The 20,471-nt window shown below is 70.2% G+C and carries 16 protein-coding genes; 10 read left to right on the top strand and 6 right to left on the bottom strand.

Annotation, left to right across the window (positions count from 1 at the left end):
- Nucleotides 1-9: 9 nt before the first annotated feature.
- Nucleotides 10-258, top strand: coding sequence for a hypothetical protein (locus OG975_RS30290; protein ID WP_406332537.1), 249 nt, complete (start codon nt 10-12; stop codon nt 256-258).
- Nucleotides 259-290: 32 nt separating this feature from the next.
- Here OG975_RS30290 and OG975_RS30285 read toward each other — a convergent pair whose 3' ends face one another.
- Complete coding sequence (locus OG975_RS30285) at nt 291-1,445, bottom strand: cystathionine gamma-synthase (protein ID WP_406332536.1); 1,155 nt, start codon at nt 1,443-1,445, stop codon at nt 291-293.
- 131 nt (nt 1,446-1,576) lie between these two features.
- On the opposite strand from OG975_RS30285, the gene OG975_RS30280 reads away from it, so the two are divergent.
- The 8 genes from OG975_RS30280 to OG975_RS30245 all read left to right on the top strand — a co-directional run bounded on the left by OG975_RS30280 (nt 1,577) and on the right by OG975_RS30245 (nt 11,276).
- A complete protein-coding gene (locus OG975_RS30280) occupies nt 1,577-2,695 on the top strand; it encodes a hypothetical protein (protein ID WP_406332535.1) in 1,119 nt (372 codons plus the stop codon).
- Between the two features lie 157 nt (nt 2,696-2,852).
- A complete protein-coding gene (gene msrA / locus OG975_RS30275; protein WP_406332534.1) occupies nt 2,853-3,521 on the top strand; it encodes a peptide-methionine (S)-S-oxide reductase MsrA in 669 nt (222 codons plus the stop codon).
- A gap of 225 nt (nt 3,522-3,746) precedes the next feature.
- On the top strand, nt 3,747-4,340 hold the full coding sequence (locus OG975_RS30270) for a DUF4291 domain-containing protein (RefSeq protein ID WP_406332533.1): 594 nt from the start codon (nt 3,747-3,749) through the stop codon (nt 4,338-4,340).
- A 306-nt stretch (nt 4,341-4,646) separates the two neighbouring features.
- Nucleotides 4,647-7,082 carry a SpoIIE family protein phosphatase gene (locus OG975_RS30265; protein ID WP_406332532.1) on the top strand — a complete coding sequence of 812 codons (2,436 nt, stop codon included), beginning with the start codon at nt 4,647-4,649 and terminating at the stop codon, nt 7,080-7,082.
- Nucleotides 7,083-7,220: 138 nt separating this feature from the next.
- Nucleotides 7,221-8,000, top strand: a complete 780-nt coding sequence (locus tag OG975_RS30260) for an SDR family NAD(P)-dependent oxidoreductase (RefSeq protein WP_406332531.1) — start codon at nt 7,221-7,223, stop codon at nt 7,998-8,000.
- A 108-nt stretch (nt 8,001-8,108) separates the two neighbouring features.
- Nucleotides 8,109-9,155, top strand: coding sequence for an iron-siderophore ABC transporter substrate-binding protein (locus OG975_RS30255; protein WP_406332530.1), 1,047 nt, complete (start codon nt 8,109-8,111; stop codon nt 9,153-9,155).
- Nucleotides 9,152-10,159 carry a FecCD family ABC transporter permease gene (locus OG975_RS30250; protein WP_406332529.1) on the top strand — a complete coding sequence of 336 codons (1,008 nt, stop codon included), beginning with the start codon at nt 9,152-9,154 and terminating at the stop codon, nt 10,157-10,159. Before OG975_RS30255 ends, OG975_RS30250 begins: the two co-directional genes overlap by 4 nt.
- Nucleotides 10,160-10,220: 61 nt before the next feature.
- The gene (locus OG975_RS30245) at nt 10,221-11,276 is read left to right on the top strand and encodes a FecCD family ABC transporter permease (protein ID WP_406332528.1); all 1,056 of its coding nucleotides are present in this window, start codon (nt 10,221-10,223) and stop codon (nt 11,274-11,276) included.
- A gap of 109 nt (nt 11,277-11,385) precedes the next feature.
- Here the strand turns inward: OG975_RS30245 and OG975_RS30240 are convergent, their stop codons facing one another.
- Entirely contained in the window at nt 11,386-12,426 is a 1,041-nt protein-coding gene (locus OG975_RS30240) for an NAD(P)-dependent alcohol dehydrogenase (RefSeq protein WP_406332527.1), read from the bottom strand.
- Nucleotides 12,427-12,601: 175 nt separating this feature from the next.
- Between OG975_RS30240 and OG975_RS30235 the strand changes: the two genes are divergently transcribed.
- Nucleotides 12,602-13,516 (top strand): helix-turn-helix domain-containing protein, encoded by a 915-nt coding sequence (locus OG975_RS30235; protein ID WP_406332526.1) that lies wholly within the window; start codon nt 12,602-12,604, stop codon nt 13,514-13,516.
- A 283-nt stretch (nt 13,517-13,799) separates the two neighbouring features.
- On the opposite strand, the gene OG975_RS30230 is transcribed toward OG975_RS30235, so the two are convergent.
- From OG975_RS30230 to OG975_RS30215, 4 genes are all read right to left on the bottom strand, one after another.
- Entirely contained in the window at nt 13,800-14,570 is a 771-nt protein-coding gene (locus OG975_RS30230) for a group II truncated hemoglobin (RefSeq protein ID WP_406332525.1), read from the bottom strand.
- 81 nt (nt 14,571-14,651) lie between these two features.
- On the bottom strand, nt 14,652-17,894 hold the full coding sequence (locus OG975_RS30225; protein ID WP_406336534.1) for a S8 family peptidase: 3,243 nt from the start codon (nt 17,892-17,894) through the stop codon (nt 14,652-14,654).
- Nucleotides 17,895-18,159: 265 nt separating this feature from the next.
- Nucleotides 18,160-18,843, bottom strand: a complete 684-nt coding sequence (locus OG975_RS30220) for an ABC transporter ATP-binding protein (protein WP_406332524.1) — start codon at nt 18,841-18,843, stop codon at nt 18,160-18,162.
- 34 nt (nt 18,844-18,877) lie between these two features.
- Nucleotides 18,878-20,353, bottom strand: coding sequence for an ABC transporter permease (locus OG975_RS30215; RefSeq protein WP_406332523.1), 1,476 nt, complete (start codon nt 20,351-20,353; stop codon nt 18,878-18,880).
- Between the last annotated feature and the right edge of the window lie 118 nt (nt 20,354-20,471).

Here is a 20,471-nt window from a genome sequence, read left to right as displayed (position 1 = left end):
TGATCTTCCGTGAACCGGCCCGAGCGCGAGGCGGCCGTACGGCGGATGCTGGAGCAGGCGCCGCCCCCGGTGCCGCCCGACCTGTACGCGGACGTCGTACGCCGTGGCGGGCGCATGCTGCGCCGCAGGACGGTGGCCCGGCGTCTGATGTGGCTGCTGCTGTTCGCCGCGGCCGTCGCCTTCATCGTCTGGGCGTCGGTGGCCCGTCCGTGGGTGGAGCCGCCGTCGGAGACGACTCCACCGCTGACGGGCTGGTAGGCCTGCCAGCCGGCCTGCCTGCCTCCTGATGCCTAGCCGAGGGCCTGCTGGAGGTCCTGGAGCAGGTCGTCGACGTTCTCGATGCCCACGGAGAGGCGTACGAGATCGGCCGGGACCTCCAGGGCGGAACCGGCGACGGACGCGTGCGTCATGCGCCCGGGGTGCTCGATCAGGGATTCCACGCCGCCCAGAGACTCGCCGAGCGTGAACACCTTGGCGCGGTTGCAGACCTCGACGGCCGCCTCCTCGCCGCCCTCGACCTGGAAGGAGATCATGCCGCCGAACGCCTTCATCTGCTTGGCGGCGACCTCGTGACCCGGGTGCTCCGGGAGGCCCGGGTAGAGAACGCGCGTCACGCGCGCGTGCCGGGTGAGCATCTCGGCGACCTTGCCGGCGTTCTCGCTGTGCCGGTCCATGCGCACGGAGAGCGTCTTGGTGCCGCGCAGCACCAGCCAGGAGTCGAAGGGCCCGGCGACCGCGCCCATCGCGTTCTGGTGGTACGCCAGCTCCTCGCCGAGCTCCTGGTCGCCGACGATCAGGGCGCCGCCCACGACGTCCGAGTGGCCGCCCATGTACTTGGTCAGGGAGTGCACGACGACGTCCGCGCCGAGCGCGAGCGGCTGCTGGAGGTAGGGGGTCGCGAAGGTGTTGTCGACGACGAGCTTGGCGCCCGCCTCGCGCGCGATCTGCGCGACCGCGGCGATGTCGGTGATGCCGAGGAGGGGGTTGGAGGGCGTCTCGACCCAGACCGCCTTGGTCTTCGGGGTGAGGGCGGCTCGTACGGAGTCGGGGTCGCTGGTGTCGGCCACGGACCACTCCACGCCCCACCGGGAGACGACCTTCGCGAAGAGGCGGAACGTGCCGCCGTACGCGTCGTTGGGGATCACCACGTGATCGCCGGGGCTGAGCAGCGTACGCAACAGGCAGTCCTCGGCCGCCAGTCCGGACGCGAACGCGAGGCCGCGGCGGCCGCCCTCCAGGGCGGCGAGGTTCTCTTCCAGGGCGGTCCTGGTGGGGTTGGCGCTGCGGCTGTACTCGTAGCCGCCGCGCAGCCCTCCGACGCCGTCCTGCTTGTAGGTCGAGACCTGGTAGATCGGCGGGACGACCGCGCCGGTGAGGGGATCGGCGGTGTTGCCCGCGTGGATCGCGAGGGTCTCGAAGTGCTGACTGATGTGCCTGTCGCTCATGGGTCCCGAGCGTAGTGCGCCCGCGCGGTTGATGACGTCCTACGCCCTTCGCAAGGGCCTCGGGCCCGCCGGAACCGGCCGGAGTCCGACCGGGTTCGCCAATTGTCGGACCCGTCTGGTTCGCTTGAGGCATGGAGATTCTCTGGGTCCTGATGGCGCTGGCCATGTTCAGCCTGGTTCTGCTGCCGGTGCTGATGCGCAGGCGCGCCGGAATACAGCAGGTCGCGCCCAGCGACCCGGACGCCGCGGACCCGGCGAACTACGGGTTCCTGCGGCAGGAGGAGCTGGACATCCGCATGCCGGGCCCGGACCACGACCTGCTGGACGTGCTGGACCTGGTGCAGCGCACACAGGACTACCGCTCCGCCTCGCAGCTGCTCGCGGGCACGGAAGTGGAGGGCGAGCGGCGCTGGCAGCGTGTGCAGGCCTTCGCGGGCGCCGCGTCGCTGGAGCTCCAGCAGCGCCCCGGCGGGGTCAGCGAGACGCCGGGCGGGCAGTGGCTGCGGGTGTGGCGGGCCGAGAAGCCCAAGGACGCGGGCAGCGCGGCGGTGCACGCGGAGTTCCTGGTACAGCAGGCGTGGCGTACGTCGACGCCGGGGACGGACGAGTTCCGGATCATCATGGAGGAGGCGCGGGCGGCGTGCGGAGAGGCGGCCCTCCTCTCCCCCGGTGACCCGGTCCCGTACATCATCGAACTGTCGGTGGCCCGCGGACTCGCCTACCCCCAGCCGGAGTTCGAGAAGCTCTGGCTGAAGATCCTGGACCGCGCGCCGTCCCACATGGGAGCGCACCTGGCGGCCCTGCACTACTGGTGCGAGAAGTGGCACGGCACGCGGGAGGTGGCGAACTCCTTCGCGGAGGCGGCGGCAGCGCGCGCCCCCCAAGGCTCCCTCCTCGCCGCGATGCCCCTCTTCGCGGTCTTCGAGCACCTCCCCGAGGTGAACCTGGTCCGCAGCTTCTACCAGAGCGAGGTCGTGACGAAGGCGGTCCACGGCGCGCTCTTCGCGGTCCACGCGGCCCGCCCGGACGACCCGATGCTGGCGCATGTCCGCCACCTCCTGGTCTTCTTCCTCGTCCGCGGCGAGCGCTGGTCGGAGGCGATGAACCAGCTGGTGCACGTGGACGGCCACGTGGGCGCACTGCCCTGGACCCTCACCGCCGACCCGGCGGCCGACTACGCGATATACCGGGCGCTGGCGGTGGCGGGGTACGAGGCGAACGGTGGGAGCCCGGCGACGCTGTCGCACTGAGGCAGGGCGCCCGCGCCCCCAAGCCGCTGGAATTTCGGCCACCAGGCAGCCCGCACTCCGGCCACCGGGCCGTCGGAATTCCGGCCGGGGTTCATACGTTGAACAGCACGGACCCCACCCCCCGGCCCCGTGCCCCAGTAACCCCCGTGGAGACCGCATGTTCCTGCACAGCCGTACACCGCAGCTCCCGACCCCCGAGCAGGCTCTGCGCGGCCGCCCCGAGCCGACCTTCACGGTCCCCGACCGCCACACGGTCCTCGGCACCCCGCTCCTCGGCCCCTACCCCGAGGGCCTGGAGATCGCCGACTTCGGCATGGGCTGCTTCTGGGGCGCCGAGCGCAAGTTCTGGCAGCTCCCGGCGGGCGTGTACACGACCCTGGTCGGCTACCAGGGCGGCTTCACCGAGCACCCCACGTACGAAGAGGCCTGCTCGGGCCTGACCGGCCACACGGAGGCGGTCCGCGTGGTCTACGACCCGTCCGTGGTGTCGTACGAGCGGCTCCTCCAGGTCTTCTGGGAGTCCCACAACCCGACCCAGGGCTTCCGCCAGGGCAACGACGTGGGCACCCAGTACCGCTCCGCCATCTACACCCACACCCCGGCCCAGGCCGCGACGGCGGCCGCCTCCCGCGAGGCCTACCAGAAGGTCCTCACGGGCTCGGGCTACGGCACGATCACGACGGAGCTGCTCCCCGCGGAGGGGCGCACCTTCTATCCGGCGGAGGGGTACCACCAGCAGTACCTCGACAAGAATCCGGCGGGGTACTGCGGGATCGGCGGGACGGGCGTTTCGTGCCCGATCGGCGTGGCGCCCGCCGACGGATGACAGGCGCGAGGTCGTCCGAGGTCGACGCCCTGGACCGTCGTCCCACTCCGGAGGACCGCGCCGCTGTCGGTCTGCTCGACCTGCAATGACTTCAGGTCGAGCGGGCTGGTGACGCAACACCGTCGGCCAAGTCCCGCTGTCCGAGTAGGAAATGACACCAGCGGTACCCGACGACGGTGGAAAATCGATGGCCGCCTGAACGGGGCCGACCTCACGCTGTACGCCATGGAAGAACCGCAACGCAGGATCCGCGCGGCCCACGCGGAATCCACGATCACTGTCTACCAGGCGTACTCCCCGGAGATCGGCCTGCCCGCCGTCCGCGAGGGCCGTTTCCCCGCCGCGTGGAAACGGGACAGGATGACGTGGATCAAGCCGTCGTTCCTGTGGATGATGTACCGCTGCGGCTGGGGCACGAAGGCAGGTCAGGAGACCGTCCTGGCCGTGGAGATCACCCGCGACGGCTTCGAGTGGGCGCTGCGCCACGCGTGCCTGTCGAGCTACGTCCACGGAGTACACCCCGACCGAGCCGCCTGGCAGCGCCAGTTGAAGCGCGCGCCCGCTCGCGTCCAATGGGACCCCGAACGGGACCTGCACCTGCGGCCCCTGCCGTACCGGTCCCTGCAACTCGGCCTCTCGGGTGAGGCTGCGCGACGCTACGCGGACGAGTGGACGGTCGCCATCCGCGACGTCACCCCGCTCGCCCACGAGGTCCACGCCCTCGTCAGCGGCGGCGACCTGGACTCCGCCGCCCGACTGCTGCCCCAGGAACGCCCCTACCCCCTTGGAGACGAACTCGTTGCCCACCTGAGGGGATGACGGACCGCTTCAGGTGCACGCTGCCAAGCTCCCGCTGGCCGGTCGTGTGGGGGCGGGGTGCCGGAGGCATCGGAGCAGTAGCCGAACCGGCCCGAGCACAGCCCGACCGGCCGTGGCACCGATCGCCATTGCCGCGGTGCCACGGCCGGATCGTCTTGCTGAGGCAGCGAACGCGGCCACCCCATTCGATGCACGCCGAGCGTCGCCATGCCACTCCTGCCGGACTGCCGGGCCGAGAGAAGCGGGAGGGTCGCGAACGGAGACCGCGGGGAGGAACATCGGAGTCATGTAGGCAAGGTGGTGGCTATGGCGATGCCGTCGATGCATTTCAGCGAGAGTCCGGAGGATCCGTTCGCCCTCAGGCGTGGCGCCTCGGCGGTGCTCGACGATCAAGGCACCGTGGTCGGCTGGAGCGCACGTGCACAGGAATTGCTGGGCTATCCGGCCAAGGAAGTGATCGGACGGGCGTGGCAGGACCTCCTGGTGGACGCCCTTGACCTGCCTGTCGTGCGGTCCGTCGTCGTGGACGCCATGAGGACGGGGGGCTGGTTCGGGGTCCTGCCCGTCCGACACCGCGACGGACGGCGGGTGGAGATGGGTTTCCGGGCCCGCGCGGTCACTCGGGGCGGGGACGGTCAGGAGTGGGTTCTGGTCGGAGCCCCCGCCGCGGAGGTCATTGCCTGGCAGCGGGACCGTGCGCTGCTGGACGGCCTCTACCGCCGGTCCCCGATCGGTCTGGTCACTTACGGCCCGGACAGCAGAGTGATTCGGGTCAACCGCGCGGTCGAGAAGGCAAGCGGTGTCCCGGCCGAGGCGCCGGTGGGCCGTCGCCCTCGCGAATTCATGATCGACGAGGACGCGGGGCCGACCGAGGAGCGGGTCCGGCACGTCCTGGAGACCGGCGAGCCGTTGATCTTCACGGAGCAGTCGGCCCGGGCACGCCATGATCCGGGCCGGGAGCGGATCGTGTCCGTCTCGGCGTTCCGGATGGAAGACCCCTCGGGCCGGATTCTCGGCGTGGCCGAGACGATCGAGGACGTGACCGACCGCCACCGGGCCCAACGCAGGCTCGCCCTGCTGAATGAGGCAAGCGCCCGGATCGGAACCTCACTGGACGTGACACAGACCGCCCGGGAACTGGCCGAGGTGGCCGTCCACGGCCTGGCCGACTACTGCTCGGTGGATCTCCTCAAGCCGGTGACACTGGGTGACGACCCGGTTCCCGGTGCGTCAGGTCCGCTGCTCCGAGCTGCCCTCTCACCCCCAGAACACCGCGTCCCGTTCCAGGAAGGCGATGTGGTCCCGCTGCTTCCGGAATCTCCGCAGGCGCGGTGCCTGTTCGAGCGTCGCCCGATTTGTGAAGGACTGCTGTCCCTCCGCCCCGAGTGGTACGCCATGGACCGGCGGCGGGTCGAGATCGCCTTGGGTCTCGGAGTTCATTCGCTGATCGCGGCGCCCCTGGTTGCGCGCGGTCTGGTACTGGGCGTAGTGAGCCTGTGGCGATCGCGCCATTCGGAGCCTTTTGAGGACGACGATGCCGCCGTGGCCCAGGAGCTTTCCTCGCGTGCGGCCGTCTGCATAGACAACGCGCGCCGCTTCACCCAGCAGCAGAGCGCCGCCCTGACTCTGCAGCGCAGTCTGCTGCCGAGCGCGGCGTCCGACCTGCCGGCCGTCGAGGTGGCCTGCCGATACCTCCCAGCGAGCGGTGAACCGGGCATCGGCGGTGACTGGTTCGACGTGATCCCGCTGTCAGGGGCCCGGGTCGCCCTCGTTGTGGGAGACGTGGTCGGCCACGGGATCCACGCTGCGGCCTCGATGGGCCGCCTGCGCGCCGCCGTGCGCACCCTGGCCAGCCTCGACCTGGAACCGGACGAGGTGGTGGCGCGGCTGGACGATCTGGTCAGTCTGCTGGCCACCGAGCTGGAGGCGAACACCGGCGGCAATGGGTCGATGATCGAGCAGATGCTGGGGGCCACCTGCGTCTACGCGGTCTACGATCCGGTCTCCCGGCACTGCTCCCTGGCGCGTGCCGGCCACCCGGCGCCGATGGTGACCACGCCGGACGGCCAGGTGACCGTGCTCGACCTGCCCGCAGGCCCACCGCTCGGACTGGGCGGACTGCCGTTCGAGACGTACGACCTCGACCTCCCCGAGGGAAGCCTGCTCACGCTCTACACCAACGGTCTTCTGGAGGCGCGCAACGGCGACATCGACGCCGCGCTGGAGCACCTGCACGAATGTCTCGCCCACTCCGCCGATCCCCTGGACAGCACCTGCCATGCCGTGGTCGAAGCGCTGCTGCCCAAGGAGCACCTCCCCATCGACGACATCGCGCTGCTCATCGCCCGTACCCGGGTGCTGCCCCCACAGAATGTCGCCACATGGCAGCTGCCCCTGGAAGCAACCTCCGCTGCCCGTGCCAGGGAGCTGACCACGGCGAAACTGACCGAATGGGGGCTGTCGGAACTGGCCTTCACCACCGAGCTGGTCGCCAGCGAGCTCGTCACCAACGCCTACCGGTACGCGGCCGGCCCCGTCACTCTGCGCCTCATCCGTACGCACTGCCTGATCTGTGAGGTGTCCGACACCAGCCACACTTCCCCTCACCTTCGACGGGCCCTCAGCACGGACGAGGGCGGCCGCGGGCTCTTCCTGGTCGCGCAGGTCACGGAGCGGTGGGGCACCCGCTACACCCACGACGGCAAGACCGTTTGGACGGAGCAGCCTCTGCCGAACGCATGACCCGCGACGACGGCGTGTCTGTGCCGGGTGGCTCCCACTCCCGCTGCCGAAGAGGTGACTCGCGTTCCTGTTGCCCAGGAACGCCCCGTCCGGCGCCCCCAACCACTTCCGCCGGCACTCCCCCTCTAGGGTGCGGGAATGATCTCGCAGACCTATCTCTCCGAACTGTTCTCGCTGGACGGACGCGTCGCCGTGGTGACCGGTGGCAGTTCCGGTATCGGCCGGGCCATCGCCGGGGCCCTGGCGCGTGCGGGGGCGAGTGTCGTGGTCGTGGCGCGCAAGGAGGCGGAGCTGACGGCGACGGTCGCTGAGTTGACGACGGACGGCTGTCGGGCGGCCTGGGTGAGCGCCGATCTGAGCACGCGTGACGGCGTGCGTACGGCGGCCGAGGAGGCAGCCGGGGCATTCGGGGAGCCCGACATCCTCGTCAACTCCGCCGGTATCAACTTGCGTCCGCCCATGGGTGAGTTGGGCGACGAGGTGTGGGACACCACGATGGCGGTGAACCTGGAGGCGCCCTACCTGCTGGGACAGCGGTTCGGGCCCGGTATGGCCGAACGGGGCTTCGGGCGGATCATCCACATCACCTCCCAGCAGGCGCATCGGGCGTTCGTCCAGAGCGGCGCCTACGGTGTCTCCAAGGGGGCGCTGGAGTCGCTGGCCCGTTCGCAGGCCGAGGCCTGGTCGCCCTACGGCGTCACCTGCAACACGCTGGTGCCGGGGTTCGTGATGACGCCGCTCAACGCACGACTGTCGACCGACCCGGAGAAGGTGGCGGCGCTGGCCGCGCGCACGATGGTCGGCCGCAATGGTCTGGCCGAGGATTTCGAGGGCGCGGCGGTGTTCCTGGCGAGCCGCGCCTCCGCCTACGTCACCGGACAGTCCATCTTCGTTGACGGCGGCTTCTCCGTTCACTGAGCCCGCGACCGGAGACGGCTCCCGACCCCCTGGTCCCACGCCCCGCCGACATGCGACTAAGGTAAGCCTTGCCTTAGTCGCTGATCGGAATGGTTGGTCGGAGTGGTTGTGCGCGCGTTGAGGTGGAAGGCCGTTCTGGCCGTGTCCGTCGTCGGAGGAATGGTGGTCGGCTGCTCGGCGGGCGCTGACAACGATGCCAAGGAGGCGGGCGGCGGAGGGTCGCGCAATCTCGTCGCCGGGGCCTCGGAGGGGCCGTCCGCCGCGCCGAGTGCCCTCGCGAAGGGGATGGGGTCGGACACCGACGCGGACGGGAAGTTCCCGCGCACCGTCGGGCACTTCGAGGGCTCGACCGAGGTCAAGGCGGCGCCGAAGCGGATCGCCGTGCTCAGCACCGGCCAGTTGGACGACCTGCTGTCCCTGGGCGTCGTACCGGCCGCCACCACGCGCGCCGACAACGCGGGGCTCGTGCCGGACTATCTCCAGGACGCCTTCCCGACGTACAAGAAGGCGCTCGCGAAGATGACCGACGCGGGGACCCGTACCGCGCCGAATCTGGAGAGCCTGGCCGCCGCCAAGCCTGATCTCATCCTCGCCAACGACTCGCTCGGCGATCTCTACCCGAAGCTCAAGAAGATCGCCCCGACCGTCATCACCGCCGGCAACGGCATCAACTGGAAGCGGGACCTGCTGCTCGTCGGCGACGCCATCGGCAAGGACGGCCAGGCGCGGGAGATGCTCGACGACATCACCGGCGACGCCGCCGAGCGGGGCAGGAGTCTCGGCGATACCGCCGTCTCCATGGTGCGGTTCACGCCAGGCCGCACGCGGATGTTCGGCGTCTCGTCCTTCACCGGGTCCCTCGCCTTCGACATGGGGCTCGGCCGGCCCAAGTCGCAGCGGTTCAAGGCGATTTCGCAGGACATCGGCGCGGAGAGCATCGATGTCGCCGACGGGGACTGGATCTTCTACTCGGTGCAGGGCGACGCGTCCAGGACCGACGCCGGGAGCGTGCTCGCCGGACCGCTGTGGAAGTCGATGAAGGCCGTCAAGGCCGGGCACGCGGTGAAGGTCGACGACGACCCGTGGTACCTGAACGCCGGTCCGACCGCCGCACGGCTCGTCATCAAGCAGCTCGCGGACACCCTGGGCACGTGACCGGTCGTACGACGGCCGCCCGGCGCACCGCCTGGCTCACCGCCGCTCTCCTCCTCACGGTCACGGCCGTGGCCCTCAGCCTCGCCGTCGGCACCCGGCCCGTCCCGCCGTCCGCCGTCCTCGACGCCCTGGTGCACGGCGGCGGTACGCCGGACGCCCTGGTCGTACGGTCGTTGCGGGTGCCGCGCACCGCGATCGGGCTGACGGCCGGGGCCGCGCTCGGGCTCGCCGGGGCGGCACTTCAGGCGGTCAGCCGCAATCCGCTCGCCGATCCGGGGATCCTCGGGCTGAGCCAGGGCGCGGCGGCCGGTGTCGTGTGCGCGATCGCGCTCGGGCTCGCGAACGGCTTCGCCGGGTACGTCTGGTACGCCTTCGCCGGTGCCGTCGTCGCCGCGTGTGTCGTGTACGCCATCGCCTCGCGCGGGCGCGGCGGCGCCTCCCCGGTGAAGCTGGCGCTCGCCGGGACCGCGCTGTCGGCGATGACGGCGGGGGCCACGACCGTCGTACTGACGTCGAGTTCCGCCACGCTGGACCAGTTCCGTTTCTGGCAGGTGGGCGCGCTCGGCGGACGCGACGCGGGAACGGTGGGGCGGATGCTCCCCTTCCTCCTCGCGGGCGCGCTCCTCGTGCTGGCCTGCGCCCGCGGCCTGGACGCGCTCGCGCTGGGCGACGACACCGCACGGGCGCTGGGCCACCGGGTCGCGCTCGTACGGGGCTGCGCGGCGCTCGGCGCGACCGTGCTCACGGCGTCGGCGGTCGCCGCCGCGGGCCCCATCGCGTTCATCGGCCTCGCCGTACCCCATCTGGCCCGCCGCCTCGTCTCCGGCGGCCACCGCTGGACCCTCCCGCTCTCCGCCCTCCTCGGCGCGGCCCTGCTGCTCGCGGCGGATGTCGCCGGGCGCGTGGTCCGCGCGCCCGCGGAGGTCCCGGCCGGGGTGATGACCGCGCTGGTGGGGGTTCCGGTGCTGGTCGTGCTCGTACGGCGCAAGGGGACGGTCGCGTGACGGCGGCAGCCACCGGAGTGAGCGCGGGATCCGGAGTGAGCGCGGGATCCGGGGTGAGCGCGTGACCACCACCGCGCCCGGCCGCCCGCGCCCGGCGGGACTCTCCGTACTCCGCTTCCGCGGCCTCTCCCTCCTCCTGCACCGGCGCTCCGCCGCCGTCGCCGCCGTCCTCGTGCTCCTCCTCGCGGGCGTCATGCTGCTCTCGGCGTGCGCCGGCCAGTCGTACGTCCCACCGGGCGAGGTCTGGCGGGTGCTGCGCGGCCACGGAGGCCCGTACGACCTGGTCGTCGGGGAGCTGCGGGTGCCGCGGATCGTGCTCGGCGCGCTGGTCGGCGCCGCGCTCGGGCTGTCCGGGGCGCTGGTGCAGACCGTGACGCGCAACCCGCTGGCCAGCCCGGACGTCATCGGCGTCGGGCACGGGGCCGCCGCGGCCACCGTCCTCGCGCTCGCCACCGGCACGGTCGCCTCCCCCGGCGCGCTGCCGGCCGTCGCGGTCACCGGCGGGCTCGTGGCCGCCGCGCTGGTGTATGTGCTGGCCTGGCGGCACGGGATGCAGCCGAGCCGGTTCGTGCTGACCGGAGTCGGCATCGGCGTCGCGCTCTCCGCGGTCGTCCAGCTCTACCTCACCGAGAGCGAACTGGCCGCCGCCGAGCAGCTCAAACTGTGGCTGGCCGGCAGCCTGAACGGGCGGGGCTGGGAACAGGCCGGGCCCCTCGGCCTGGTGCTCCTGCTCGCGCTCCCCGCCCTGGTGTGGGCGAACCGGGCGATGCGGCCGCTGGGCCTGGACGCCGACACGGCCGCCGCGCTCGGTGTCCGCGTGCACCGCGCCCAACTCGGCCTGACCGTCCTGGGCGTGGTGCTCGCCGCGACCGCGACAGGCGCGGCGGGCCCGATCGGCTTCGTCGCCCTCACCGGCCCCCAACTGGCCCGCCGCCTCACCCGCACCCCTCAACTGCCGCTCATCGCCTCGGCGTTGACGGGAGCGGTCGTCGTGGTCGCCGCCGACCTGGTGGCCCGCACCCTGATCCCGCCACTGGAGATTCCGGTCGGGGCGCTCACCTCCCTGGTGGGCGGCCCTTATCTGCTGTGGCTGCTGGGACGCTCGGGCAGGCGCTGACCGGCCGTACGGGCAGTACGGGCCCTGGAAACGCCGACGGCGCCGACCGGTCGTACGACCGGTCGGCGCCGTCCACGCCAGAAGTACTAGCCAGATCGTTGCGATGTCACTAGATCGTGGCGGTGTCGATCACGAAGCGGTAGCGGACGTCGCTCGCCAGCACCCGCTCGTACGCGTCGTTGATCTCGGACGCGCCGATCAGCTCGATCTCGGCGCCCAAGCCGTGCGCGGCGCAGAAGTCGAGCATCTCCTGGGTCTCCTGGATGCCGCCGATGCCGGAGCCCGCGAGGGTCTTGCGGCCGCCGATCACCGAGAAGAGGTTGAGGGAGACGGGCTCCTCGGGCGCGCCCACGTTCACGAAGGCGCCGTCGGTCCTGAGCAGGGACAGGTAGGCGTCCAGGTCGAGCGGGGCGGACACGGTCGACAGGATCAGGTCGAAGGTGCCGCGCAGTTCCTTGAAGGTCTCCGGGTCGCTGGTGGCGTAGTAGTGGTCGGCGCCCAGCTTCAGCCCGTCGTCCTTCTTGCGCAGGGACTGCGACAGGACGGTCACCTCGGCACCCAGCGCGTGCGCGATCTTGACGCCCATGTGGCCGAGACCGCCCATGCCGAGGACGGCGACCTTCTTGCCGGGGCCGGCGTTCCAGTGCTTGAGCGGGGAGTACGTGGTGATGCCGGCGCAGAGCAGCGGTGCGGCCACGTCGAGGGAGAGGCCGTCGGGGATGCGGACGGTGAAGTTCTCGTCGACGACGATCTTCTCGGAGTAGCCGCCGTAGGTGGGCTCGCCGTCCTTGCCGACCGAGTTGTACGTACCGACGTTGCCGCCGGTGCAGTACTGCTCCAGGCCCGCCTTGCAGTTCTCGCACTCGCGGCAGGAGTCGACCAGGCAGCCGACGCCCACGCGGTCGCCGGCCTTGAACCTGGTGACGCCGGGGCCGACCTCGGAGACGATGCCGGCGATCTCGTGGCCCGGCACCATCGGGAAGATGGCCTCGCCCCAGCCCTCGCGGGCCTGGTGGATGTCGGAGTGGCAGATACCGGCGAACTTGATGTCGATCAGGACGTCGAACTCGCCGACCTCGCGACGCTCGATGGTGGTGCGCTCCAGCGGAGCCTTGGCGGCGGGAGCGGCGTACGCAGCAACAGTGGTCATGCCGGGGGTTCTCCTCAGGAGTGGTCTGTGCTGTGCCCGGCTGCCTTCGGCCGGGCACGGCGTTCAGCCTGCCCCAGTTCACAGGGTTCACCCAGGCCACGGCTCTGCGTACGTCCGCTGGTCCTACTACTGATGGGGTCAGGCTTCTCTGCGTACGACCATGAATACTGGACGTATGGATGAACTGCCCTCCCAGGGCCCCGCGGGCGAGCCCGGGCTGCCGCTGGACCGGCGTGCCGAGCTCAGCGAGTTCCTGCGCACCCGCCGGGCCCGGCTGAAGCCGGAGGACGTGGGGCTGCCGGACTTCGGGCGGCACCGCCGGGTGCCCGGGCTGCGCCGCGAGGAGCTGGCGCAGCTGGCGGGGGTGTCCGTCGCGTACTACACGCGCCTTGAGCAGGGGAACGGGCGGAACGTGTCGGCGGAGGTGCTGGACGCGATCGCCCGCGCGCTGCGGCTCTCCGACGCCGAGCACGCGCATCTCACCCACCTCGCGAAGCCCAAGCAGCACAAGAAGAAGCAGACTGCTCGGCCGCAGCAGGTACGGGGTGCCTTGCGGCAGCTGCTGGACACGTTGGACGGGGTCCCCGCGTACATCACCGGGCGGCGGTCGGACATCCTCGTGTGGAACCGGATGGCCGCGGCCGTGTTCGGGGACTGGTCGGAGCTGCCGCCGCAGGAGCGGAACTGGGCGCGGATGGTGTTTCTCAAGCCCGAGTATCGCGATCTGTTTGTGGACTGGGAGCAGAAGGCGATCGACATCGTGTGTGTGTTGCGGATGGACGCGGGGTGCCATCCGGACGATCCTCGGCTGTCCGCGCTGGTGGGGGAGCTGTCCGTGAAGAGTGAGGACTTTCGGCGGTTGTGGGCGACGCATGACGTGAAGGAGAAGAGCCATGGGGTGAAGCGGTTGCGGCATCCCCTGGTGGGTGACCTCGCGCTCCAGTTCGAGTCGTTCCGGCTGACCGACGACAGCGAGCTGGCCCTGATCACGTATCACGCCGAGCCGGGCTCCGCCTCGGCGGACGCCCTCCGCCTGCTCGCCAGCTGGGGCACGGACGCGACCCGCGCCGGCGCGACGTCCCCTCAGTAGGGTTCCTTCGCCCCCGCCGCCCCTACCCGTCCCATCCTTCTGGGGCTCCGCCCCAGACCCCGTGGGTTGTGTGTCGGGTGCGGGTGGGTGGGGGCGCGCCTAAAAGCTCGCGCAGTTCCCCGCGCCCCTAAAAGGGGCGCGGGGAACTGCGCGAGCAACCCCCACCGGCCCGCAGCCGACTGTTAAGGGGCGCGGGGAACGGCGCAATCTTTTAGGGGGGTCTGGGGGCGCAGCCCCCAGCAACGGGATGGGACGGGTAGGGGCGGCGGGGGCGAAAACCGCCTCACGGCTGGTACGGCGGTGCTGCCCCCCACGTCCACCGCGGCACCGGCTGCTCCCCCGGAGCCACCGCGTCCGGGCCGGAGAAGTAGACAGCCAGCCGCGTACCCCACTCCACGTACGCGACGAACGCCGAGCGGAACTCGGCGTCGGTGGGGAGGCCGGCGTCGTCGGCCGCGTCTTGGAGCAGGTTCACCCAGCGGCGGCGCTGGACCTCAGTGATGCCCTTGCCCATGTGCTTGGCGACCATGTGGCCGTGACCCCCCTGCGACTCGGAGTACGCGGCGGGGCCACCGAATACCTCACCGAGCCAGAGCGCGACATGCACGGCGTGTTCGGGGGCCAGGTCGGCGAAGAGGGGCGCGAGGAGGTCGTCCTTGAGGACCCTGTCGTAGAACGCCGATGTCAGCCGTGTGAAGGCCTCGGCGCCGCCCGCCCAGGCGTAGAGGGTGGGGACGGAGGCGCCCGTGCCACGCACCGTCGTCGGCTTGTAGTGGCGCATCTCCTCGATGTTGCCGATGTAGGGGCGGATCTCGGCGAGGAAGTCGGGGAAGAGCGGCGACTTCCGGAAGCCCTCCAGATGGTCCTCGGTCGAGGTCCACGTGATCCGCAGGGTGAAGTGCTCGAAGTCCTCCTCGCAGCGCGCGAGTTCGTAGTCGACGCACTGCGGGGCCGCGGCGAGCTGGGCGGCGGCCCGGGTGTAGGCGGCGAGGAACTCCGCCGACTGCTGCTCGGGAATCCGGTACCGGATGTATTCGACAGTCGAAACGGTCATGGCCCCAACCAAACACGGACGGCCCGCCGGAAGCTTTCCTTCCGACGGGCCGTTCGCTATGGGCTCACTACCTGTACTGGCTCACTTCCCGTAGTACGCGTTGTAGATAGAGATCGTCGACTTGTTCCCCTTCTTGTCGGCGATCTTGGCGTGGAACGAGATGCCCTTGCCCTTCGCCGGGTTCTTGAAGGTGATCTTGCCGTTCTTGACGTCGAGCTTGGTCCACGTCTGGCCGTAGTCGTACGACACGTACACGGCCAGGGACTTGAGGTTGGTGCCCGCGGCCGCGCCCTGGACGGTCACCGGGATGGTGACCTTCTTGTCGGCGGGGCCGCGGCTGTCCAGGCCGAGGGACGCGCCGAAGCGGGCCGTGGAGATGGGCAGCTTCGCGTCGTCGACCTTCTTGGAGTGGAACGTCCAGCTCGCGTCGATCCGTGTGGAGGCCGCGGCCACCTTCACGGAACGCTTGATGGACGTGGTCAGCTTGTACGCCGCGTCCGCGTCCGGCACCTTGAACTGGCCGCTGCCGTCCAGCGCGTCATCGGTCTCGGCGATCTTGGTGCCGTTGCGGTACAGGGTCGTCTTGACCGAGCTGTAGACGGACGAACCGGCGTGCGACTGGCCGTCGGCGAACACCGGCAGATAGCCGTAGATGTACTTGCCGTTGCGGTAGATGCCGTAGAGGCTGCTGAGCTTCGGGCCGAAGACGCCGGTGTTGAACGTCTTCGTGTAGCTGTCGCCCGCCTTGAAGGTCTGCGGCTCGCCCAGGGTGTAGAAGGCCTCGCTGATCGGGAAGCCGTCGGCGTCCTTGCCGCCGTACTGCTCGAAGTCGAGGCTCCACTGGACCTTGTCACCGGTGGACACATGCAGCGTGCGGGTGCCCGGCAGCTTCTGCTCGACGGCGACCCCGAAGGAGAAGTCGTCGGGCAGGTAGCCGTACGCGCTCACGGCGCCCGTCTTGCCGGAGGCCGCGGCCCCCAGGTTGGTCTTGACCGTGGCCAGTTCGCTCGCCTTGTAGTGCTTGACGTGCGCGCCCTGCAGCTTGGTGACCTTGCCGCCGGTGAACACGTCGTACTCGGAGTCGTCGCCCTTGGCCCACATACCCGACCAGCTCTGGGAGAGGCCGGAGGTGACCGCGGGGCCGACGTGCGCCACCCGCAGGGCCGCGAAGGAGTCCAGGCCCAGGCCCATACCGATGCCGGCGGGGTCGTACATGTAGGAGACCATCGCCGACAGCGGCTTCGCCCCGGCGTCCGGCACCGTGATGTCGGCGGACTTGGCGGTGCGCTGGTCGATGGTCACCGTCTGGTTCTTGGTGACGGTCAGCTTGGGCTGGACGAGCCAGTCCACTCCGCCGTCGACCGAGGTGAGGTCCTTGACCAGCTGGGAGTTGAGGATGTAGGTGCCCTTGGGCACGCGGATGGTCTCGGTGCTCGCGGTGCCCTGCGAGAAGTAGTCCCGCCCGTTGCCGAGCCCCGAGTAGGCGTAGAGGTCGGTGAGGTGGATGGGCTGCTCACCGTCTCGCACGAGGTACTTCAGCTTGACGTCGTACGACTCCACCTCGCGCTGCACCGCGGCCGCGGTCCGCACCGACTGGCCGCCGCCCGTGGCCGTCACGTACGCCGAGTACGCGCCGTCCGTGGTGCCGCCCAGCTTGGTGTTGACGGTGACGTCCACCGAGGCCTTGCCGCCCGCCGGGACCTTCACCGTCTTCGCGCCGAGCGTGAAGAAGCCCGAAGGAGCCGCCTGGCCCTTGGGGTTGGTGGCGGTCGCCGAGAGAGTCAGCGTGACATCGGTCTTGCCGAGGTTGCGGTAGGTGAGCTGCTTGGTCGCCGGCTTGTCGTCGGTGTGCGGCCACTGCTGGATGCCGAAGCTCACCGAGTTCGGGTCGGCGATCACGGACTGCTTGATCGCCTTGTCGACGGCGATCCGGCCGGAACCCTGCTGGAACGGCGTGTACTTGCCGCCCTTGGCGGAGCCGGTCAGCGCGCCCTTGAGCTCGGCGAACGTCCAGTCCGGGTGCTCCTGCTTGAGGATCGCCGCCGCCCCCGCGACATGCGGGGTCGCCATCGACGTACCGGAGATCGTCAGATAGCCCGGGGGCTTCTCGCCGACTTCCTGGTCGATGAGGCTGCCCGGGGCCGCGGCCGCCGTGATGTCCACGCCGGGTGCGGTCACGTCGGGCTTGATGGCGCCGTCGAGGCCGGGGCCGCGGCTGGAGAAGGAGGCCAGCTTGTCGTTGTCGTCGACGGCGCCGACGGTGAGCGCGTCGGCCGCGCTGCCCGGGGAGCCGATCGTCTGCTCGCCGAAGTCGCCGTCGTTGCCGGCGGCGATCGCGAAGAGGATGCCCTTCTCCTCGGAGAGCTTGTTGACCTCGGCTTCCAGCGGGTCGATCTCCGGGGTGTCGCCGCCGCCCAGGCTGAGGTTGACGACGTCGGCGCCCTGGTCGGCGGCCCACTCCATGCCCGCGAGGATGGAGGAGTCGTCGCCGTAGCCGTCGTCGCTGAGGACCTTGCCGCTCAGGATCTTCGCGCCGGGCGCGACACCCTTGTACTTGCCGCCCGACTTCGCACCCGTGCCCGCCGCGATCGAGGCGACGTGCGTGCCGTGGCCGAACTTGTCGGTCGCGTCGGCGGAGGTGGAGAAGTTCTTGGCCGCGATCACCTGGTCCTTGAGGTCCGGGTGGGTCGCGTCGACACCGGTGTCGAGGACGGCGATCTTGACGCCCTTGCCGTCGTAACCGGCCGCCCACGCCTTCGGGGCGCCGATCTGCGGCACCGACTTGTCGAGGCTCGCCTTGCGGACGCCGTCCAGCCAGACGTGCGCGATGCCGGAGGCCGTACTGCCGCCGTTGGTGACCGCCGACCAGAGCTCCGCCGCGTCCTGCTTCGGAGTGAGCACCGCGTCCGCGTTCAGCGACTTCAGGGTCCGGCGGAGCGTGCCCGCCTCGCGGACGTCGGCCTTGGCGGCCGTCGCGGCTCCCTTGTAGCCGACGATCAGTTTCAGGCCCTGCTTCTGGGCCTTGCGGGTCGCCGCCTTGTTCAGCTCGGTGACGTCGAACAGCCGCTGGTCGAGCTTGCCGGTGGCTATCAGTCGCTGGGCGTCGGCCGGCACCACGAGGGTGTGGCCGTCCGCCTTGCGGACCATCACGGGTATGTGGGCGCGGCCCTTGGCGCGCTCGATGGCGACGACGCGGCCCTTCGCGTCGACGGCCACCCGGTCACCGGTGATCAGCGTGATGTGGTGCCGGGCCGTGAGCCCCGCCGCCTTGGCCGCGGAAGCGCTGCTCGCACGCTCTGCCTTCGCCGACGCCGGGCTGGTCATTCCCGCCGCCAGAGCCACGGCAGCCGCCGTGGCGATGGTCGCCGCGCACGCCCTTTTCACTTGTCTGCGCAAGTCTCCCCCTGAGATGAGGTCCGGGCGAATTCCCCATTCGTCCGGCCGGGGGGACGTCCCGTACGCATGCGCGTACACCCCCCGGAATACGCAAGTATGCCCGGGGGGTGATCGGCCGCTCAATAGAGAGGTGGCAGTGAAGAGTTGACGGAGTTGTTCCGCTACGCTCCCGCGCTCCCCCTTTTGTACTCCTTTATGCTCCCGCGTTCTCCTTGACGGTGATCTTGCCCTTGCGGATCGTCGCAAGCCTCGGGGCCTTCTTCGCGATCGCGGAATCGTGCGTGACCATGATGAAAGTGAGCCCGTGCTCCTTCCACATGGCTTCCAGTACGTCCATGATCTCGTCGCGCATGGACTCGTCGAGGTTGCCGGTCGGCTCGTCGGCGAGCAGCACCTTCGGCTGCTTGACCAGGGCGCGGGCGATGGCGACACGCTGCTGCTGGCCGCCGGAGAGCTCGGCGGGCAGATGCCCGAGGCGCTCGGCCAGGCCCACCGACTCCAGCGCGGCGGCGGCCCGTTCGCGCCGTTCCTTCGCCTTCACCTTGAGGGGTACGAGGGCGGTCTCCACGTTCTCCTGCGCGGTGAGCGTGGGAATCAGGTTGAAGCTCTGAAAGACGAAACCGATGTTCTCACTGCGCACTTTGGTGAGCTTCGCCTCGGAAAGCTTCGCCATGTCCGTGCCGTCGAGTTCGACACTGCCCGCGGTGGGACGGTCGAGCCCGCCGAGCATCTGGAGAAGGGTCGATTTTCCGCCACCGGTGGGACCCTGGATGACGAGCCGGTCGCCGTCCCCGATGGTCAGATCGATACCGGCGAGCGCGTCGACCGTATCCTTGCCCCGCATATAGCGCTTGGTGACGCCTCTGAGTTCGTACATCGTGCAACTCCTGTTTTACGGAAGGGGGCTGGGCTTATTCGACGCGGCGCAGGGCGTCCGCGGGCCGCAGCCGGGAGGCACGCCAGCCGCCGAAGGCACCGGCGATCAGACCGCCCGCGACAGCGAGGGCGACCGCGACGGCGATGGTGTTGAGGCTGACGGGCGCGGTGAGCGCGACGTCGAGGGCCTTGGACGCGGTCTGCCGTGCGGGACCGCCGAAGCCGCCGCCACCGCCGGGACCGCCGGCCGCGCCGCCGCCCGAACTCCCCACCTGAGCCGACAGGGTCGGGCTGATCGAGGTGACGACATAGGCGCCCGCGAGGCCGAGCCCGATACCGAGGGCGCCGCCGACCAGACCGTTCACGATGGCTTCACCGACGACCTGGCCGGTCACCCGGCGCGACTTCCAGCCGAGCGCCTTGAGGGTGCCGAACTCGCGCACACGGCGGGAGACGGCCGAGGAGGTGAGCAGACCGGCCACCAGGAACGCGGCCACGAGCACCGCGATCGACAGCCACTTGCCGACGTTCGAGGCGAGGCTGGAGGCGGTCGACAGGGAACCCGAGACGGTGTCCGCGAGGTCCGCGGAGGTCGTCACGGTCGTACCCGAGATGTTCTTCTGGATGGTGCTCTTGACGCTGCTGATCTGCTGCGAGTCGGACGCCTTGACGTAGATCGTGGTGACCTTGTTCTTGGAGTCACTGATCGTCTGGGCCTGCTTGAGCGGGATGTAGAGGTTGGCCGCCGCGTCACCGCTGTCCGGCGTCGCGATGCCGATGACCTTGTACTTGACGCTCTTGATGGTGACGGTGCTGCCGAGCTTGAGCTTCTTCTCCTTGGCGTACGACTTGTCGGCGACGACGACCTTGGCGTTGGTCTCCGACGTCTTGAACGTACGACCGCTGGTGATCTTCGACGAGGTCAGCGGGCCGAGGGCCGGCTTGGTGACATCGGTGCCGTAGACCGAGTAGTTGTTGACGTCGAAGTTGGCGCCGCCGCCCTCGACGCGGCCCTGCGGGGACTGCTGGGCGTTGGGCTGGCCCTGCCCGCCGCCCTGCTGGTTGTTGCCGCCGCTGTTCTGGTCCTGCTGGAACTGGCCCCGCGTGAACGAGCCGTTGACCTTGATGACCTGGAGGCTCAGCCCGCCGACGGAGTCCGCGACGCCCTTCTGGGTGTTGACCTTGGTGACGGTCGAGGAGGCCAGGGTCTGGAAGCCCTGGACCATGACGCGGTCGCTGCTCTGCTCCGAGTCGTCGCCGTTGTCCTGCGCGTCGAAGTTGAAGCGCGGGCGGTCGCTGCTGCTCGCGGCGGGTGCCGCGGCCTTGGTGACCGTCATGTCGGTACCCAGTCCGTACAGCGACTGGAGCACCTTGCCCTGGGCTTTCTCCATGCCCGAGGACACGGAACTGACCACGATGACCAGGGCGATGCCCAGGGCGAGCCCGGAGGCGACGACGAGGGCCGCCTTTCTGCGGCGGCGCAGTTCGCGCCTCAGGTAGGTGAAGAACATGGGCCGCAAGCTAGGTACGGCGCGTGATGATGGGATAAGGCCGAAATAAGAGAACGATGAGAAGGCTGTGGTTTACCGGTTGATTGAACTGTGCGCAGCCTCGGAATGCTGTGCTCCG

The sequence above is a fragment of the Streptomyces sp. NBC_00203 genome (assembly GCF_045206325.1).
Lineage (GTDB): Bacteria > Actinomycetota > Actinomycetes > Streptomycetales > Streptomycetaceae > Streptomyces > Streptomyces lutosisoli.
Note: the sequence above shows the minus strand (reverse complement) of the source record. Positions and strands in the feature narration are given on the sequence as shown.

Excerpts from the sequence above, each read along its gene's own strand:
- OG975_RS30285 (WP_406332536.1), bottom strand. The coding sequence starts at position 1,445 with ATGAGCGACAGGCACATCAGTCAGCACTTCGAGACCCTCGCGATCCAC.
- OG975_RS30280 (WP_406332535.1), top strand. The coding sequence starts at position 1,577 with ATGGAGATTCTCTGGGTCCTGATGGCGCTGGCCATGTTCAGCCTGGTT.
- msrA (WP_406332534.1), top strand. The coding sequence starts at position 2,853 with ATGTTCCTGCACAGCCGTACACCGCAGCTCCCGACCCCCGAGCAGGCT.
- OG975_RS30270 (WP_406332533.1), top strand. The coding sequence starts at position 3,747 with ATGGAAGAACCGCAACGCAGGATCCGCGCGGCCCACGCGGAATCCACG.
- OG975_RS30265 (WP_406332532.1), top strand. The coding sequence starts at position 4,647 with ATGGCGATGCCGTCGATGCATTTCAGCGAGAGTCCGGAGGATCCGTTC.
- OG975_RS30260 (WP_406332531.1), top strand. The coding sequence starts at position 7,221 with ATGATCTCGCAGACCTATCTCTCCGAACTGTTCTCGCTGGACGGACGC.
- OG975_RS30240 (WP_406332527.1), bottom strand. The coding sequence starts at position 12,426 with ATGACCACTGTTGCTGCGTACGCCGCTCCCGCCGCCAAGGCTCCGCTG.
- OG975_RS30235 (WP_406332526.1), top strand. The coding sequence starts at position 12,602 with ATGGATGAACTGCCCTCCCAGGGCCCCGCGGGCGAGCCCGGGCTGCCG.
- OG975_RS30230 (WP_406332525.1), bottom strand. The coding sequence starts at position 14,570 with ATGACCGTTTCGACTGTCGAATACATCCGGTACCGGATTCCCGAGCAG.
- OG975_RS30225 (WP_406336534.1), bottom strand. The coding sequence starts at position 17,894 with ATGACCAGCCCGGCGTCGGCGAAGGCAGAGCGTGCGAGCAGCGCTTCC.
- OG975_RS30220 (WP_406332524.1), bottom strand. The coding sequence starts at position 18,843 with ATGTACGAACTCAGAGGCGTCACCAAGCGCTATATGCGGGGCAAGGAT.
- OG975_RS30215 (WP_406332523.1), bottom strand. The coding sequence starts at position 20,353 with ATGTTCTTCACCTACCTGAGGCGCGAACTGCGCCGCCGCAGAAAGGCG.